This is a genomic window from Streptomyces sp. NBC_00775 (genome assembly GCF_036347135.1).
Taxonomy (GTDB): Bacteria; Actinomycetota; Actinomycetes; order Streptomycetales; family Streptomycetaceae; genus Streptomyces; species Streptomyces lutosisoli.
On sequence record NZ_CP108938.1, the window covers coordinates 9,294,740 to 9,313,481 of the forward strand.

The following is an 18,742-nucleotide window of genomic DNA, read 5'->3' on the forward strand; positions in this document are numbered from 1 at the left end:
TGGGTGCTCAGATCCAGGTGTAGAGCCACATTCTGACGCGCCAGCTGGAATACGGGATCGTCTGCCCGGTGTAGATCGGAAAGAAATAGATGAAGTTCCAGCTGATGAGCAGCACAAGAACGCCCGCGGCCACCGCACCCCGTATGCGCCGTTTCTCATCCGCCCCCGGAGGACCCAGCAGCGCGCCCACCATCATCGCCACGGCCAGGCACAAGTACGGCACGAAGACGACCGCGTAGAAGGAGAAGATCGTACGGTCCTGGTAGTGGAACCAGGGCAGATAGCCGGCACCCACCGCACACAGGATGGCGCCCGCGCGCCAGTCGCGGCGCAGCGCCCACCGGTAGAGCAGATACAGAAGCGCGCAGCATGCCGACCACCACAGCAGTGGCGTGCCCAGGGCGAGGATCTCCTGCGTGCAGGCGGACGTTGCGTGGCAACCGTCCTGCCCGGGTTTCGGCGACTGGGAGGAGAATGCCACAGGACGACCGAGGACCAGCCAGCTCCACGGGTTGGACTGGTACGGGTGCGGAGTGTGCAGCCCCACATTGAACTGGTAGACCCCGTACTCGTAGTGCCACAGGCTGCGGAGAGGGGCCGGTATCCACGACCATGTGCCGCCGCGGCCGTCCGCCCAGTGCCGCCCGTAACCGTTGTCGGACAGGAACCAGCCGGTCCAGGTCGCCAGATACGTCACCGCGGCAACGGGAGCGATGGACAACGCCGACCAGCCGAGGTCCTTGCGCAGCACCGCCCGGTACGGGCGGCTTGACCCCGCGACGCGGCGGGCGCCGATGTCCCACAGCACGGTCAGGATCATGAAGAAGGCCAGGACGTACAGGCCGTTCCACTTGCTGGCGGCCGCCAGTCCGAGGAAGAAGCCGGCCGCGAGCCGCCATGGACGCACTCCCATCCCGGTGTGGTCGCCGGTGTCCTGATCCGGGCCCGCACAGCCGTCCCCGCCCACCGGTAGGGCTGCCGCGAGCCGGGCCCGCGCCTTGTCCCGGTCGACCAACAGGCATCCGAACGCTGCCAGTACGAAGAACATGACCACCAGGTCGAGCAGAGCGGAGCGGCTCATCACGTAGTGCAGACCGTCCACTGCCATCAGCGTTCCGGCCACGCAGCCCAGCAGCGTCGAACGGAACAGGCGGCGTCCTATTCGGCACAGCATCAGCACCGAGAGCGTGCCCAGTGCCGCCGTCATGAAGCGCCAGCCGAACGGGTTGAGGCCGAACACCCACTCGCCGAGGGCGATCACCCACTTGCCCATCGGCGGATGCGCGACAAAGTGCCCGGTCTCTGACAGGGGGATCACCTGGGGGTGCGCCAGGATCTGTGGGTCGGAGATCTTGCGGTCCGGCCAGGTGCCCTCGTAGCCGAGCCGCAGCATGGCCCAGGCGTCCTTGGCGTAGTAGGTCTCGTCGAACACGACCTCTCGTGGCCGGCCGAGGTGCCAGAAGCGGATCGCTCCGGCGAAGGCGGCGACGAGTACAGGCCCCAGCCAGCCCGTCGCCTTCGCGACGCGGTGCGCCAGTAATGGGCTGAGGCCCATGAGCTCCCAGACGCGGGTCCCTGGCTCCGGAAAGGGCGGAACCAGCCGTTCGCGGATGTCGGTCCGGGGGCGTCCGGAGTACCCGGACAGGCGCAGCCGTTCCTTCCAGGCACCGCGCTCCGTCATCGGACGGGGGCTGTCGAGGATCTGGGAACGCGTCGCGCTGCTACTCGTCACCGGATGACCCTAAACCGTGTCCTGCATGGCCAGTTGGAGGAGCCGAGCGGCACAGGGCTGCCGTCGGATCGGGAAACGTCACACGCGGCACCGGCGCCTGGTGCGGGACTGCCAAGCCCTGCCTCGGCGATGCCGGGCGATGATTCGTACGGGTCAGGAACAGGACAACCGGGGAGCCGAAGGCGAGCTTCTGAGGCGAATAGCTCACCAGCGGATTCCCGCACGAATGCCGCGCCCGCTGAGGTGAGTTCGGATGGCTCGCGATGAGTGTGCCTTCTCGGCCAGGACCGTATCTGGCGTCGTAGGCGGGGGGCGTCCTCGGCCTGTCGGGAAGGCGAGCGGGCGGCAACGGCCGTCGGCCACCAGGTGAATCTTTGTGATCCGTCCGCCGCGGGAGCGTCCGAGGGCCCCCCGGGGAAACCCCGTCATCACAGGTCACAAGGTGCGTCTTCGTCATCAAGGCACCGCAGACGGTCACCGGTCCCTGGATCCATCTTCAAATCTTGAGCACGAATTACACACATCCCTCTCTTCAGACTGGCCCCGATGGTCTAGATTGACCGTGCTTCACATGGTGGGACACGGGGCGACAAATCATGATCTATAGGTCAGACGTTGCGGACAGCCAGCAGCTGCGTCTCCGCCTACAGACGTGGGGGTGATCAGTTCTTTGAGCCCGAGAGAGGGCTTTGGGTGCGGGGAGCACCCGAGGTCTCGACGGGTTCCCGCGCACCTCGACGAGCGTCTGACAGGACATGTGAGTCTGCTGCCGCCAGGGTGCGTTGTTCAAGTAGCGCTGAAATAGCCGGGATGTTGTGCGCGGGGGGCGAGGGCCTCCCGGGGGAGGAACAGCGCGGTGCGGGGGGCGGGGGGCCTCCCGAGGGGTGGAACTGTGCGGGAGGCGGGGGCCTTCCGGGGGGAGGGACAGTGTTGGGCGACCACGTCGAACCACTGGGGACCGGGGGGGTTCTGTGCGGCAGGGGGGATTAGTCGGCCCTTTTCCGTCGGCGCGAGGGCGTCTGGCGAACGGGGCGATCAGCCAGCCGGCGAACGACTGGGAGCAGCGGTACCGCCGTACCGTGATCACCAGCGATACCGTGGCCACCGCCGTCGTGGTGGCTGGGATAGGCAACTTCTTCGGGGCCCGGGACGCGGCCAACTGGCATGAGAAGTGGGGAATTCTCGCATTCGGCACCGAGCTGCTGGTGCTGGGAGCGCTTGCGGTGAGCCGGTCGTGGGCTCCGGCGGTGCTCGGCCAGGGCGCCGAGGAATTCCGCCGGCTCGGACGCTCACTGTTCACGGCGACCGTCGTGCTCGCGCTCGGCGGGATCGCCCTCACCTCGCGCAACATCAAGCTCTGGATATTCGTCGCGATCCCCGCGATCGCGCTCGTCACCATGACCGAGCGGTATCTGCTCCGCCTCTGGCTGCACAAACAGCGGAAGGAAGGACAGTGCCTGAGACCGGTGCTCGCTGCCGGGAGCCTGGCCACGGTGCGCGACCTGATCACGCGAACCCGCAAGTTCCCGCACCTCGGCTGGCGGGTGGACGCGGTGTGCACGACGGACGGTCTCGGGCTCGACGGTGACCAACTGGACGGAGTCCCGGTCGTCGGCCGACTGGCGGACGTCGCGGGCCACGTCCATCGCGACGGCTACCGTGTCGTCGCGGTCACACCGGACCCGCACTGGTCACCGGACCGGCTGCAGCGGCTGGCCTGGAACCTCGAAGGCAGCGATGCCGAGATGATCGTGGCTCCCGTGCTCATGGAGGTGGCCGGCCCGCGGCTGCACGTCGACGCGGTGCTCGGGATCCCGCTGCTGCGGGTCAGCATGCCGACCTTCACCGGGGGCCGCCGGGCGATCAAAGGGGTCGTCGACCGGATGGGCGCGGCGATCCTGCTGATGCTGTTCGCGCCGCTGATGGTGCTCGTCGGGCTGCTCGTGCTGCTGGACAGCCGGGGCGGGGCGTTCTACCGCCAGCGCAGGGTCGGCAAGGACGGCCGCGAGTTCACCATTCTCAAGTTCCGCACCATGGTCGCCGGGGCCGACCGGGCACGTGCCGAGCTGGCCGACCTCAACGAGGGTGCCGGCCTGCTGTTCAAGCTCCGCCGGGATCCGCGGGTGACCCGGGTGGGAGCGGTGCTGCGCCGGTACTCGCTCGACGAACTCCCGCAGCTTTTCAACGTACTTACCGGATCGATGTCGCTCGTCGGTCCGCGCCCTCCGCTACCGGAGGAGTCCGCCGCGTACGGCCCGGACATCCGGCGGCGGCTGCTGGTCAAGCCCGGACTCACCGGCCTGTGGCAGATCAGCGGACGCAGCGACCTGTCGTGGGAGGAGGCGGTCCGCCTTGACCTGCGGTACGTGGAGGACTGGTCGCTCGCCCTGGACACAGTGATCTTGTGGAAGACGCTGCGTGCGGTGCTCTATGGGCAGGGGGCCTACTGATGCGCGGGGGGCTGCAACTCAACGGTCCCGCCGGCGCGCGGACCGCAGGCCGAGAGGGCCTGCCTGGGGGGAGGAACGGGTCATGAGAGTCAGCGTTTTCGGGCTCGGCTACGTGGGCTGCGTGTCGGCCGCGTGCCTGGCCAGCATGGGCCACGAGGTCATCGGGGTGGACGTGAACCAGGTGAAGGTCGACCTGGTCAACGACGGCAAGGCCCCGGTGGTCGAGGAGCGGATCGGCGAGCTCACCGCCGAAGTCGTGCGGACCGGAGCGCTACGCGCCACCGGCGACGTCCGCGAGGCGATCATGGGCAGCGAGGTGTCGCTGGTCTGCGTGGGCACGCCGTCGGAGCCCAACGGCAGCCTGTGCACCACGTACTTGGAGCGGGTCACCGAGCAGATCGGCGCCGCGCTGGCCGAGCGGGGTGGGCGGCACACCGTCGTGTTCCGCAGCACCATGCTCCCGGGCACCTGCCTGAACCTGCTGGTACCGATCCTGGAGAAGTACGTCGGCGGCACGGCCGGGGTGGACATCGGGGTCGCGGTCAACCCGGAGTTCCTGCGCGAGGGCACGAGCGTGCGGGACTTCTTCGACCCGCCCAAGACCGTCATCGGCGAGATCGACCCGGCAAGCGGCGACGTGGTGAAGGCGCTGTACGACGGCTTGCCCGGCGAGGTGTTCCGGGTGCCCGTCCCGACGGCCGAGGCGATCAAATACGCGGACAACGCGTTCCACGGTCTCAAGATCGGCTTCGCGAACGAGCTGGGCGCGGTGTGCCAGGCGCTCGGGGTGGACTCGCACCAGGTGATCGACGTGTTCCTGGCCGACCGCAAGCTGAACATCAGCCCCGCCTATCTGCGGCCCGGCTTCGCCTTCGGTGGCTCCTGCCTGCCCAAGGACCTGCGCAGCCTGGTCCACGCTGCGCGGCGGGCCGACGTCTCGGTGCCCATCCTCGCCCACGTGCTGCCCTCCAACTCCGACCATCTGCAGCGCGCGGTGGACCTGGTCGAGCGCACCGGCAAACGCCGGGTCGGCCTGTTCGGGTTGTCCTTCAAACCCGGCACCGACGACCTCCGCGAGAGCCCGCTCGTCGAGCTGGCGGAGAGGCTCTTCGGCAAGGGCTACGACCTGCGGATCTACGACGCCAACGTGAGCCTCTCCCGGCTGATCGGCGCGAACCGCGAGTACATCGAGACCCGGCTGCCGCACCTCGGGCAGCTGCTCGCGGACTCCGTCGGCGAGGTGCTGGAACACGCCGAGGTCTGCCTGGTCGGGACCAGGGATCCGGCCGTGCTGTCGGCGCTGCCCCATGGCGAAGGACCGATGCTGATCGACCTCATCCGCCTTCCCGACGCCGAGGCGCGCCGGGCCGAACCGGGGTACATGGGCCTTGCTTGGTAACAGATCGTTCGATGACACAGCCAGCGGCGACGGGTCGGACCGGCGCGCGCTGATCCTGGTGGAGAACCTGTCGGTGCCGTTCGACCGGCGGGTGTGGCAGGAGTGCACGACGCTGCGCGACGCGGGCTGGACGGTGCACGTCATCTGTCCCCAGGGGGAAAAGCGGGACACGGAGCCGGAGGCGGAGATCGACGGGGTGCGGATCCACCGCTACCCGCTGCGCGCGGCCACCGGAGGGCCGGCCGGCTACCTGCGGGAGTACGGATCGGCGTTGTGGCATACGGTCCGGCTGGCCCGCAAGGTCGGCCCGGTCGACGTGGTGCACGCCTGCAATCCGCCGGACCTGCTGTTCCTGCCGGCGCTGTGGCTGAAGCGGCGCGGGGCACGGTTCGTCTTCGACCAGCACGACCTGGTACCCGAGCTGTACCTCTCCCGGTTCGACCGCGGCGAGGATCTGCTCTACCGCGCCGTGTGCGCGCTGGAACGGCGGACCTACCGGGCCGCGGACGTCGTGCTCGCCACGAACGAGAGCTACCGGGACGTCGCGGTGCGCCGTGGCGGCCGGCGGCCGGAGGACGTCTTCGTGGTGCGCAGCGCGCCCCAGACCGACCGGTTCCAACCGGTGCCACCCGAGCCGGAGTTGAAGCGCGGCAAGCCTCATCTGCTGTGCTACCTCGGCGTCATGGGCCCCCAGGACGGCGTCGACTACGCCTTGCGCGCCCTCGCGAAGCTGCGCGACGAGTTCGGGCGGACCGACTGGCATGCGGTGTTCGTCGGTTCCGGCGACGCCTTCGACGCGATGGGGGAGCTGTCCCGGCGGCTCGGGCTCTCCGAGCAGGTGCAGTTCACCGGGCGCATTCCGGACGCCGACCTGGTGCGCTACCTGTCCACCGCGGACGTGTGCCTTTCCCCCGACCCACGCAATCCGCTCAACGACGTGTCGACCATGAACAAGGTCCTGGAGTACATGGCGATGGGCCGGCCCATCGTCTCGTTCGACCTCCGGGAGGCACGCGTCTCCGCCGGTGACGCCGCCCTCTACGCGCCCGCCAACGACGAGGCCGAATTCGCCAAGCTCATCGCGCTGCTCCTTGACGATCCGGAGAAGCGGGCCCAGATGGGCAAGATCGGCCAGGAGCGGATCAGCGGACAGCTTTCCTGGCGGAACTCACAAGCGTCGCTGCTCGCCGCCTACGCCGCTGCGTGCCGTGACCACACCCCGGTGTCGGCGGGCGACCCGGTCCGCACAGGGAAGAGGCAGCACCGTTGAGCGATGACACGATCCGCCTGGTCACGATCGGGCGGATTCTCCGTCGACGGTGGCGGCTTCTCGCCGTCCTCGCCCTGGTGGGCGCGCTCGTCGGCTACGGCACCTCGGTGGTGTTCCCGGCGCGGTACACGACGTCGGCATCGGTACTGCTGCCGGGGCAGTGGGAAGAGCGCGAGCTGCTGACACAGGTGGATATCGCGACCAGTTCGACGGTGGTCGACCGCGCGGCCGCCGCTCTCCACTGGAGCGGAGTCAGCGGCACCGAGCTGCGGGATCAAGTGAGCGCCAAGGCCGCCGACGGGAACATCATCAAGATCTCGGGAACGGCCGACACCCCGGAGCGCGCGCAGCAGCTCTCCGACCGGATGGCCCAGCAGTTCGTCACATTCGCCGCGCGGATCGTCGGCGGCAGCGCCGACTCCGACGCGGCTACCGGGACCGAGGCGTTGCGGCAGAAGGTGGCGGAGACCAACCGCCGCATCACCGACCTGGCCAATGCGGCCGATCCGGGGCAGTCCGTGGAGAGCGTGCAGGCCCGCACCGACCTCGAGAAGCTGCGCACCTCGCTGGAGGAGGCCATGACGAAGCTGGACGAGGCCAACCCGGCGACCAACAAGGCCGGCATGGTCGTCATGGGGTCGGCGGCCCGGCCGACCGGCGAGGCGCCGCCGACGAGGATGCAGCTCATCGTCGCCGGAGCGCTGCTGTTCTTCCTGCTCGCGGTCATCGGCCATCTCGTCGCCGCACGGGTGAATCGCCGACTGCGCACCGAACCGGAGATCGCCGCGGCGCTGGGCTCGTCGCTGCTTGGCACCGTCGACGTGTCTGGTGATCGGCGCGCGCACCGGCCAGGGGGCCGTGGCCCGCGAGCCCGGATCCGCCGACTCCTCGGCGTCGACACCCGGTGGGACATACCGACCCCGCAGACATCCGGCGACGAGGCCGGCACGCGGATCCGCTACCGCCGGGTGTGCGCTCGCCTCCGGGACCAACTGCCGGCCCCCCGGCGGCTGCTGGTTGTCGTACCGGACGGCGACGAGATCGCCCTCCGGGCCGCCGGACAGCTCGTCGCCGAGGCCAAGAGTGATCCGCTGCTGCGGGTGGTGGAGGTCTCGGTGGACCGGCCGACAGTGCCGGACCGCGACACCGAGTCCGGTGCCGTGGTCGTCCTCAGCGCGGGCAACTGGACCGCGGAAGAGCTCGCCGGCATCGCCGAGGCGTGTGCGGACGGCAGGCACGAGGTCGTCGGCATCGTCGTCGCCGGCACGGTCCTGGCCCGTGAGACGCGGTCCGCCGGCCATTCTCCGGACAACGCCACTCCCGCGCTCGCGGTTCGCGGCCACGCGACGGGAGGTTCAGCGTGACGACGAGCACGACTTCGGAGTCGTCGGCAGCCACTCCGCTCTTTGACCTGCACGCACTGGTGGTGGCGGTGCGCAGGCGCCGCCGACTCTGGTGCTCCCTGGCGCTCGTGGGGCTGCTCGTCGGCGCGGCGCTGGCGGTCCTGCGGCCGCCGCCGCCGGCCGCGGTGACCAAGGTGCTGGTCGCGCATGAGGACGACCAGCCGAACGACACCGGAACGCTGATGCGCACCGACGTCGCGCTGCTGGGGACCACGCGGATCGCAGACAAGGCCCTGCAGTCCCTCAAGTCCTCTGAAAAACCAGAGGACTTCATGCAGGAGTACCGGGGGACCGGCTTGACCAACAACCTGCTGCAGATCGATGTGACAGGTGACAGCGACGCGGATGCGGTGGCCCGGGCCAAGGCGCTGGCCGATGCCTTCGTGGCGGATCACGTGAAGCGGATGCAGGAAGCCGCGAAGGCCGAGTCCAAGGCCCTGGCCGACCAGCGTGACCGCATGCAGGTCGAACTCGCCCAGGTCAACAAGGAGATCGGGGACAGATCGCCGGAGAGCGACCCGAAGGCGTCGGCGAACATCGAGTCGCTCTTCGCCCGCCGGGCCGAGCTCGACTCGCGGATCGCCGATTTCGATCAGCGCTCCGAGGAGGCGCGCACCGGCACGCCCAAGGTCATCGCCGGCACGCAGATCGTGGACGCCCCGCGTGCGGTGCGGCACTCCCTGCCCAGGGCCGCTGCCACCAACGCCGCGATCGGGCTCGTCCTCGGGCTCTTCCTCGGGCTCGCGGTGGCCGCGGTCGGCACGGTGGTGGCGGACCGCCCCGTGCTGCGCCGGGACATCGCGGCGAACCTGGGCGCCTCGGTCATCGCCGAGCTGCCCCGCAGGTCGGGCAGGCTGTGGCAGCGCCGACGGACCCGGGCGGCACGCGAACGGCTCACCGCGACCCTGGCCCGCACCGTGCGCGGCTCCGCGGAACCGGTGTCGCTGCTGGAACTGGGCTGTGCGCGCAGCACGAGCGTGATCGCCCTGGACCTCGCCAAGGCACTGTCGGCGGAGGGGCCGGTGGCCATCATCGATGGTCTGCCCGGCCCGCAGCTCGCGGGCCGCCGCCCGAAGCCAGGTGACCCGACCGTGGTCAGCGGCGAGCGTGCCGCGGCCGTGTCGGATCAGGAGCGCTGGTTCGGCGTCGGCTCGGTGGCGCCCGGCACGGCGTGGACCGACCTCCAGTACCTCGGCACCCAGACCGTGCTCGTCGTGCGTGCCGGGCACGGCAGCGCCGCATGGCTGCACACCGTGTCGCGGCAGCTCGCGGACCTGCTCATTCCGGTGATCGGTGTGGTGCTGATCGACCCCGATCCGCGGGACCGGACCGACGGCACCCTGTGGGACGGGCTGCACACCGCGCTGCGCAGCCACAACGAGCGGCTGGCCAGGGAGAACGTGACGGGCCGGCCGCGGACGGAGCGGCCGTCATGGGCACGAGTCCCGGACATCGACCAGGAGGCGCGGTAAGACATGTGTGGCATCGCAGGTACGTACCGGTGGCCGGACGGGAAGATCGTGACCGACCGGCTCACCGATACCATCGCCCACCGCGGTCCGGACGGGGCGGGCCGGTACAGCCACCTCGTCGGTGACGGCGAAGTGCACCTCGGGCACCGCCGGCTGGCCATCATCGACCTGTCCGAGACCGGCGCTCAGCCGATGGTCTCGGACGGCCTCGCCCTTACGTACAACGGCGAGCTGTACAACGCGCCCGAGCTTCGTGCCGAGTTGGCAGCCGCCGGGGTGCGCTTCCGCGGTACCTCCGACACCGAGGTGCTGCTTGAGGCCTGGCGGCGCTGGGGTACGGACTGCCTGCCCCGGCTGCGCGGCATGTTCGCGTTCGGGATCTTCGACGAGCGAACCGGTGAACTGGTGCTCGCCCGCGACCAGCTCGGCATCAAGCCGCTGTTCCTGCTCCGGCGCGGCGAGGGCCTGGTGTTCGCCTCCGAGCTCAAGGCGCTCGCCGCCGCGACCGGCGGGTCGCTGGAGGTGGACCATGCGGCGCTGGTGGCCTCACTGCTGTACTACTGGGTGCCGGACTCACGGTGCGCGTTCCGCGAAGCGGAGAAGCTGCCGCCGGGGAGCTGGCTCCGGTGCCGGCCCGACGGCCGGGTGGAGCGTGGCCAGTACTGGAACCTGAGGGACGTCGCCGCCGAGGGCCGGGAGCGGGCCCGGAGCGGCGAACAGCCGGACCTGGCCGCCATCGTCGAGGAGTCGACCCGGCGGCACCTGCTCTCCGACGTACCCGTGGCGACCTTCCTCTCCGGCGGTCTCGACTCCAGCTATCTGACCGCGCTGGCGGCCCGCGAGCGACCCGGGATCTCCGCCTACACGATCGGGTTCCGCGCCGAGGACGCCAAGTTCGAGGCCATGCCGGACGACCTTCGCTATGCCCGTCAGGTGGCCGAGCAGTTCGGCGTCGACCTGCACGAGATCGAGATCGCTCCGAATGTGCTCGACCTGCTGCCGCAGATGACGTACCACCTGGACGAGCCGATCGGCGACCCCGCCGCGATCAACACGTACCTGATCTGCTCGGCCGCCCGGGAGGCCGGGGTCAAGGTGATGCTCTCGGGGATGGGTGCCGACGAGCTGTTCGCCGGTTACCGCAAGCACCTGGCCAACCTGATCGCGTTGCGCTACCAGCGCGTCCCGCGGCCCCTGCGGCGCGGTCTGTCCAGGGCCGTGGACCGGCTGCCGGTCGCCACGGCCCGCCGGGGGTACCGGTCGGTGCGCTTCGCGAAGCGGTTCCTCTCCTTCGCCGACCTGCCGGAGGAGACCGCGTTCCGGCGCAGCTACACCATGTACGACCAGGACGAGCTGCTCGCCCTGGTCAATCCGGACCTGGCCGGGACGGTGGAGGACGTGCTGACCGAGCATGCGGACATCTACGAGGACAACGACCTCGACGACTTCGTCAACCGCATGTGCCTGGGCGACGCCCGGATGTTCCTGCCCGGCCTGAACCTCGCCTACACGGACCGGTCGAGCATGGCCGCCTCGACCGAGGTGCGGGTGCCGTACGTGGACGTCGAGGTGGTCAAGGCGGCGTTCGCCGTGCCCGGCGATCGCAAGATCGTCGGACGACAGGGCAAGGCCGTCCTCAAGGAGGCGGCCACCTCGATCCTGCCCCGGGAGATCGTGTACCGGCCCAAGGGCCTGTTCAGCGCGCCGCTGCGCGCCTGGATGAGCCGGGATCTGGCACCGCTGGTGCGCGAGGTGGTCAACGACGGCGTGCTCGTCAACTCCGGGATCCTGCGCCGCGACGCGCTGGCGCGCATGGTCGCCGAGGACGCCGCCGGGCAGCGGGACTTCTCCAAGCATCTGTGGCATGTGCTGACCCTCGAGTACTGGTACCGCGACGCGACCTCCGGGTCCGGACAGAGCACTCGCTCGGCGGCGTAGAAGACGGCGAAGACGGCTGAGAAACAAGGGGACTTCGGGTGAAGCAGGTTGTACAGAACTACAAGAGCGGCGAGCTGGCGGTGCTCGACGTTCCGGTGCCGGGGTGCAAGCCGGGCGGTGTGCTGGTCCGCACCGCCTACTCGCTGATCTCCACCGGGACCGAGCTCATGAAGGTGTCCGAGGCCGGCATGTCGATGCTGGGCAAGGCCCGCTCACGTCCGGACCAGGTGGCCAAGGTCATGCAGAGCGTGGCCACCAACGGGGTGCCCGCCACCTACCGCAAGGTGATGGGCAAGCTGGACTCCTACACGCCGCTGGGCTACTCGCTGTGCGGGGTGGTCGAGCAGGTCGGCACCGGGATCGACGACGTGAAGGTCGGCGACCTCGTGGCGTGCGCCGGCAACGAGCACGCGCTGCACGCCGAGCTGAACTGGGTGCCGAAGAACCTCTACACCCCGGTGCCGGACGGCCTCGCGCCGCGGCACGCGGCCTTCGGCACCGTCGGATCGATCGCGATGCAGGGCGTGCGCCAAGGCGAGCCGCAGCTCGGCGAGGTGGCGCTGGTCATCGGCCTCGGGCTGATCGGGCAGCTCGTGGTGCAGCTCCTTGCCGCCGCGGGGGTCCGCGTCGTCGGGGTCGACCCCGACCCGGTGCGCTGCGAGCTCGCCGAGCGCCTGGGCGCGGCGGCCTGCGGTGATCCCGAGTCCGCGGCCGTGGAAGCCGCCGTCGCCGAACTCACCGGCGGTCACGGCGTGGACCAGGTGTACCTGGCCGCCGGCGGCGGCAGCAACCAGCCCGTCGAGCTGGCCGCCCGGCTCTGCCGGGACCGCGGCCGGGTCGTCGACATCGGCAAGTGCCGCCTGGACCTGCCGTGGAACGCGTACTACGAGAAAGAGCTCGACGTCCGGTTCTCGCGCTCCTACGGCCCCGGGCGCTACGACCCGGAGTACGAGCTCGACGGGCGGGACTACCCGATCGGCTATGTGCGCTGGACCGAGCGCCGCAACCTGGCGTGCTTCCTCGATCTCCTGGCCCGCGGCAGCGTCGACGTGGAGCCCCTGGTCTCCCAAGTCGCCGACTTCGATGACGCCGTCGAGACGTACCAGCGCCTGAAGGACGGTGATCTGAAGGCCGTGACTGTGCTGTTCCGGTACCCCGAGCAGAAGGAGGAAGCGGGGGAGGCGCAGGCCCCGACGGTGGCCGTGCCCGCGGTGCGACGCAGCGGCGGGGCGTCCACCCCGGCCCGGGCCGCCAAGGCGCCGGTGCGACTGGCGTTCGTCGGCGCGGGAAACTACGCGACGTCGATGCTGCTGCCGCACCTGGCACAGCGCGACGGCGTCGAGCTGTCGACCGTCGTCACCACGACGGCGCTGTCCGCGGCCAACGCGCAGCGGAAGTTCGGCTTCGCCGAGGCGACCACCGATCTCGACGCCGTGCTCGGCGACAAGTCCATCGACGCGGTGTTCGTGGTCACCCGGCACAGCTCGCACGCCGAACTGACCCGCAGAGCGCTCCTTGCCGGCAAGACGGTGTTCGTGGAGAAGCCGTTGGCGCTCACCGAGGACGAGCTGGCCGGCGTACTCGCGGCGGTGGAGGAGTCCGGCAACGACCGGCTGCAGGTGGGCTTCAACCGCCGGTTCGCGCCGCTGCTGACCGAGGCCAAGCAGCGGTTCGGCCCTCGGACCGGTCCGGCGAACCTGCGCTACCTGGTCAACGCGGGTCGGCTGCAGCACGGCAGCTGGTACCTCCAACAGGGCACCGAGGGCTCGCGGTTCGAAGGCGAGGGCGGACACTTCATCGACACGGCGAGCTGGCTGCTCGACGCCGACCCGGTATCGGTGTACGCCGTCGCCCCGTCCGGCAACGACGACCTGCAGGTGGTGCTGCGCTACCCGGACGGGTCCACCGCCACCATCAGCTACGTCACCACCGGCGCGCCCGGCTTCCCCAAGGAGACGCTGGACCTGGTCGCGGACGGCAAGGTGCTCAAGCTCGACGACTTCGTCCGTGCCTCGGTGTACGGCCGCAAGCGGTGGGTCAGTTCGCGGTTGCCCAAGGCCCGGGACAAGGGCCAGTCCGCCGAGCTGGCCGCGTTCATCAAGGCCGTACGGACCGGAGGGCCGATGCCGGTGCCTCTGGAGTCGCTGGTCGCCACCACGGCGGCCACCCTCGCCGTGCAGGCCGGCCTGGCCGGCGGCGCGCCGGTGACGCTGGCGAACGCACGATGACCATGAGCGCGGGCTGGTACCTGCGGCGGCTGTCCCGGATGGGACCGCGGGAGGTCGGCGGCCGGGTGGGCGACGCGGTGCGCAGGCGGCGGTGGCGGTCGGCGCGGCCGGACTGCCCGAGCGTGACCGGCGCCCGGTTCACCGCGGTACTGCCCGCCGGGACGATCGCCGCGATACCTCCGGACGCCGCGAAACGCCTCATCGCCGAGGCGGACCGGCTGATGTACGGGCACGCCGAGTATTTCGGGGTGGTCCGCGACGACCTGGACGACCCGGACTGGTGGGGCGACCCGAAGACCGGGCGCCGGGCTCCGTGGGGCTACGCCTTCGACGTGCCGTACCGGAACGAGGACGTGGTCGGGGACATCAAGCAGATCTGGGAGCTGTCCCGGCATCAGTACCTCACCGTGCTCGCCGCGGCCTACGCGATCACCGGGGAGGAGCGGTACGCCGAGCGAGTGGCCGAGCACCTGCGGTCGTGGTGGGCGGCGAACCCACCGCTGCGCGGCGTGCACTGGATCAGCGGCATCGAGCTGGGCATCCGGCTGCTGTCCTGGGTGTGGATCCGCCGGCTGCTCGACGGCTGGCCGGGCGCGGCCGGGCTGTTCGAGGACAACCCGGTGGCGCTGAACCAGATCTGGCACCACCAGCGCTGGCTGGCCGCCTTCCCCAGCCGGGGGTCCTCGGCGAACAACCACGTCATCGCCGAGGCCGCCGGGCAGTTCGCAGCGGCCTGCGCGTTCGGGTGGTTCCCTTCCTCGGCGCGTTGGCGAGCCGGCGCGCTGCGGTCGCTGGAGCGGCATCTGCGCGGCAACACCTTCGACTCCGGCCTCAACCGGGAGCTGGCCACCGAGTATCACGGACTTGTGCTGGAGCTCGGCCTGGCCGCGGTGGCCGAGGCGGATGCCGCAGGCGTGCCGGTCCCCGCGTCGATCCGGCTGGTACTGCTGCGGATGACCGACGCGCTCGCGGCCATCGTGGACAGCCGGCTACGGCCGCCGCGCCAGGGGGACGCGGACGACGGGCACGGTCTGATCGTGGACGGCGCGGGCACCGACCGCTGGGCGTCGCTGCTGGCCACCGGGGACGCCGTGTTCGGCCGGCTCGCCTGGTGGCCGGCGGTGAGCGGCACCGATGTGCGCACCCCGCTGCTGGCCGCGCTCATCCGGCCGTACTCGAAGAACGGAACCGCACCGGCCGTGACACGCCCGGCAAGCCGGCCGGCCCATTTCGCCGACGCGGGCATGACCATCCTGCGCGGTCCGGCAGGGATCTGGTGCCGCTGCGACGGTGGTCCGCACGGCTTCCTGTCCATCGCCGCGCATGCCCACGCGGACGCGCTGTCCCTGGAGGTCCGGCACGACGGGGTCGACGTGCTCGCCGACCCGGGGACGTACTGCTACCACGGGCAACCCGAGTGGCGGCAGTACTTCCGGTCGACCCTCGGCCACAACACCCTGCAACTGGACGGCAGTGACCAGTCCGTCTCCGGCGGCCCGTTCCTGTGGACCCGGCAGGCCCGCAGCCGCGTCCTGGCCGCGGACACATCCGACGCCTCCGACGGGGGGACGGCCCGCTGGTCTGCCGAGCACGACGGCTACCAGGGGTCCGTGCACCGCCGCAGGGTGGAACTGACGGCCGCGAGCCAGGAGTTGAAGGTCGTTGACGAGGTGCATGGCCCCCGACGAGCCGTGCAGCTGGCGTTCCACCTCGGCCCGGTGATCGCCGCGGAACTGGCGGGCAACCGGGCCGTGCTGACCTGGACTAGGGACGGCGAGGACCGCTCCGCGGTGCTCGACCTGCCCGGGCAGCTGCGCTGGCGGGCGCATCGCGGCGAGACCGACCCGCCGCTGGGCTGGTACTCCGCCGGCTTCGGGCGCAAGGAACCCACCACAACGCTGATCGGCACCGGTTTCGCCGACGGCGCGGAGGGGTTCACCACCGTGCTCAGGTTCCGCGGCTAGGGGGGCGCGTGGGAATCAAGAGGCGGCACTGGGCGTTGGCGGCGGCACCGCTGGCGCTGGCCCTGCTGGCGACCGGCTGTGAGAGCACGCCGGGCGCCGGGACGGAGTCGAAGGCCGCGCCATCCAGGTCCGCCACGTCCGCGCCCCGATCCGTGGCCCGGGTGTGCGCCAGGCCCGCGGCCGGGCCGGCGAAGGCGCCGGCGGGCGCGGTGACCGTCGACCCCGCGGTGGTCGGTGACCTGGCAGCGAAGACCAAGAGCAGCCCCCCGAACACCACGTTCTGGCTTCGACCGGGCAAGCACAGGCTCGACCCGGACCGCTACGCCCAGGTCATCCCCAAGGAGGGGGACCGCTACCTCGGCGCGCCGGGCGCGGTACTCGACGGCCGGAAGAAGAACCAGTACGCGTTCGGCGGCACCGCCCGCAACGTCACCATCCGCTACCTGACCGTGCAGCGTTTCGTGGCGCCGCCCGACGAGGGCGTGGTCAACCATGACTCGGCCGACGGATGGGTGATCGAGCACGCGACGATCCAGCACAACTCCGGTGCCGGGCTGATGGCCGGTGCCCGTCAGAAGGTCCTCGCCAGCTGCCTGCGCGAAAACGGCCAGTACGGCATGAACGCGTACAAGGGCAACGGCCGTATCAGCGGCCTGGTGGTCGAGGGCAACGAGATCGTGGGCAACAACACCGGCGACTGGGAGCGGCGGCGGGAGGGCTGCGGCTGCACCGGAGGCATCAAGTTCTGGGCCGTCAACGGCGCCGACGTACGCGGCAACTGGGTGCACGACAACCGCGGAACCGGGTTGTGGGCGGACACCAACAACAACGACTTCCGCATCGAGAACAACGTGCTCGACGACAACGACGGTGCCGCGCTGATCTACGAGACCAGCTACAACGCGGTCATCCGGAACAACACGATCCGGCGGAACAACTGGGTCGAGGGCCGCAGGCAAGCCGACCGCGGCGACAGCTTCCCGTTCGCGACCGTCTATCTGTCCGAGTCCGGCGGCGAACCACGGATCAAAGCCCGCACCGACAAGATCGAGATCTACCGGAACGTGCTGGAGAACAACTGGTCCGGGATCACCCTGTGGGAGAACGCCGACCGGTTCTGCAACAGCCCGGCCAACACCTCGTCCGGGGACTGCACCTTGCTGGTGCGGACCACCGACCGCTGCGCGAAGCCGGCGATCGCCAGCGCACCGCTCTACGCCGACTGCCGGTGGAAGACCCAGCGGGTGGACATCCACGACAACCGCTTCGTGCTGGACAAGTCCGTCGTCAAGTGCACGGAGAAGTGCGACCGAATGGCGGTGCTGGCCAACTACGGCACCTATCCGAACTGGTCGCCGTACAAGGGCGATCGGGTGGCTGACGCGATCACCCGAAAGCAGCACAACCGCTGGCACGACAACGTCTACCTCGGACCATGGGAGTTCGTCGCCCACGACCCGAGCCAGGTGCTCGACTCCGGGCAATGGCAGGGCGCGCCGTACCAGCAGGACGCAGGCAGCACCTTCCAGCCACAGGCCGGTGGTTGAGATGGGAGGGGATCTGACGCGCGAGGGCCTGCCGGGCGGACCGGATACGGCAGGCACGCGGCCCGGCGCCGCACCGCGCCCGGCCGGCACACCGAAGATCGTCGGGATCGTCTGGGGGTTGCTGATCCTCAACACGCTCGGCTCCGCCGGGGCGAAGACCATCATCCCGCTGCCCCGCTCCCTCATCCAGATGGCCACCATGGGCGCGCTGGTCGCCGCGTTCGCGCTGGCGCTCGCGGTCAATCTCCGGCTGCGCATCCGAGCCAGCGCCTTCGTGCTCCTGCTCACCCTGCTGCTGGTGCCGAGCATGATCTCGAGCGTGAACCTGGAGTCCGGGTTCGGCGCGCTGTTCCGCTGCGCCCGGCTGGCGCTCTTCATCGGCACGTTGTGGCTGCTCAGCCGCTGGTGGGACGGCAGCCTCACGTTCGTCCGGCACCACATCCGGATGTACTTCGCGGTGCTCGGGTCGGTGGCCGTCGGCCTGGTCGTCTCACCGGGCGCGGCCTTGCCCGACCTCTACGGCGGACGGCTCGTCGGCGCGTTGTGGCCGCTCACTCCGCCGCAGATCGGACAGTACGCCGCGGTGATCATAGGGCTCACCGTGCTGCTCGTCCTGGGGCGCCGGACCGACAGGGTCAGCGCGGCGGTGGTCATCGTGCCGTCACTCGTCCTGCTCGCGCTGACCCATACCCGGACGGCCACGCTCGGCCTGCTCATCGGCCTGGCGTTGGGGATCGGCTCACTCATCCTGACCAGCGCCGCCGCCCGCCGGTTCTTCACCTGGACGGTGCTGTGCGCCACGGTGGCCGTGGTGGGGTTCAGCTCCGCGCTGCAGGCGTGGTTCCTGCGCGGACAGAGCCAGGAGAACTTCTCCAACCTCACCGGTCGGGCCAAGGTCTGGGACGCCCTGCTGGCAGCGCCCCGGACGACCTCGGAGCAGTTGTTCGGCATGGGCCTGGGCGACAAGTCGTTCGGCGGGCTGCCGATCGACAACAGCTGGCTGGCCGTCTACCAGGAGCAGGGTCTGACCGGCGTCGCCCTGGTGGCGGCGATCATCATCGTCCTCGCCGGCGTCGCGTTGCTGCGGCCGCCGTCGCTTCAGAGGGCCTGCGCGATCTTCCTGATCAGCTACTGCGCGATCGCGTCGTACACCGAGGCCGGCCTTGGCGACGCCTCGCCGTATCTGCTGCATCTGGCCTTGGCTGCCTCGCTGTTGGCGGCACCTGCCGAGGCCGCGCCCCTCTCCAGGGCCGCGCCCCTCTCGACGGCCGCGCCCCTCTCGACGCCCGCAGTCCCTCGACGACGTATCCCTCGCTGGGCCCAGGATCGGAGCTGACGT

11 protein-coding genes are annotated in these 18,742 nt (G+C 70.3%); 10 read left to right on the plus strand and 1 reads right to left on the minus strand.

Annotated features, from left to right (window positions below; translation table 11 throughout):
* Positions 1 to 7 precede the first annotated feature (7 nt).
* Entirely contained in the window at positions 8 to 1,732 is a 1,725-nt protein-coding gene (locus tag OIC96_RS41400) for a dolichyl-phosphate-mannose--protein mannosyltransferase (protein ID WP_406501358.1), read from the minus strand.
* Positions 1,733 to 2,703: 971 nt separating this feature from the next.
* Between OIC96_RS41400 and OIC96_RS41410 the strand changes: the two genes are divergently transcribed.
* From OIC96_RS41410 to OIC96_RS41455, 10 genes are all read left to right on the plus strand, one after another.
* Positions 2,704 to 4,182, plus strand: coding sequence for a sugar transferase (locus OIC96_RS41410; protein WP_330302910.1), 1,479 nt, complete (start codon positions 2,704 to 2,706; stop codon positions 4,180 to 4,182).
* Between the two features lie 82 nt (positions 4,183 to 4,264).
* Positions 4,265 to 5,581 carry a nucleotide sugar dehydrogenase gene (locus tag OIC96_RS41415; RefSeq protein WP_330302909.1) on the plus strand — a complete coding sequence of 439 codons (1,317 nt, stop codon included), beginning with the start codon at positions 4,265 to 4,267 and terminating at the stop codon, positions 5,579 to 5,581.
* Positions 5,571 to 6,851, plus strand: a complete 1,281-nt coding sequence (locus tag OIC96_RS41420; RefSeq protein WP_330302908.1) for a glycosyltransferase family 4 protein — start codon at positions 5,571 to 5,573, stop codon at positions 6,849 to 6,851. The genes OIC96_RS41415 and OIC96_RS41420 overlap by 11 nt, the downstream gene beginning before the upstream one ends.
* On the plus strand, positions 6,848 to 8,215 hold the full coding sequence (locus OIC96_RS41425) for a Wzz/FepE/Etk N-terminal domain-containing protein (protein ID WP_330302907.1): 1,368 nt from the start codon (positions 6,848 to 6,850) through the stop codon (positions 8,213 to 8,215). Before OIC96_RS41420 ends, OIC96_RS41425 begins: the two co-directional genes overlap by 4 nt.
* Positions 8,212 to 9,726, plus strand: a complete 1,515-nt coding sequence (locus tag OIC96_RS41430; protein ID WP_330302906.1) for a Wzz/FepE/Etk N-terminal domain-containing protein — start codon at positions 8,212 to 8,214, stop codon at positions 9,724 to 9,726. The genes OIC96_RS41425 and OIC96_RS41430 overlap by 4 nt, the downstream gene beginning before the upstream one ends.
* 3 nt (positions 9,727 to 9,729) lie before the next feature.
* A complete protein-coding gene (asnB, locus tag OIC96_RS41435; protein WP_330302905.1) occupies positions 9,730 to 11,664 on the plus strand; it encodes an asparagine synthase (glutamine-hydrolyzing) in 1,935 nt (644 codons plus the stop codon).
* A gap of 38 nt (positions 11,665 to 11,702) precedes the next feature.
* On the plus strand, positions 11,703 to 13,892 hold the full coding sequence (locus OIC96_RS41440) for a bi-domain-containing oxidoreductase (protein ID WP_330302904.1): 2,190 nt from the start codon (positions 11,703 to 11,705) through the stop codon (positions 13,890 to 13,892).
* Positions 13,889 to 15,856, plus strand: coding sequence for an alginate lyase family protein (locus OIC96_RS41445; protein WP_330302903.1), 1,968 nt, complete (start codon positions 13,889 to 13,891; stop codon positions 15,854 to 15,856). The genes OIC96_RS41440 and OIC96_RS41445 overlap by 4 nt, the downstream gene beginning before the upstream one ends.
* Positions 15,857 to 15,864: 8 nt before the next feature.
* Positions 15,865 to 17,403, plus strand: coding sequence for a right-handed parallel beta-helix repeat-containing protein (locus OIC96_RS41450; RefSeq protein ID WP_330302902.1), 1,539 nt, complete (start codon positions 15,865 to 15,867; stop codon positions 17,401 to 17,403).
* Between the two features lies 1 nt (position 17,404).
* Positions 17,405 to 18,739: an O-antigen ligase domain-containing protein gene (locus OIC96_RS41455; protein WP_330302901.1), complete on the plus strand. Its 1,335-nt coding sequence runs from the start codon at positions 17,405 to 17,407 to the stop codon at positions 18,737 to 18,739.
* The last annotated feature ends 3 nt before the right edge of the window (positions 18,740 to 18,742 follow it).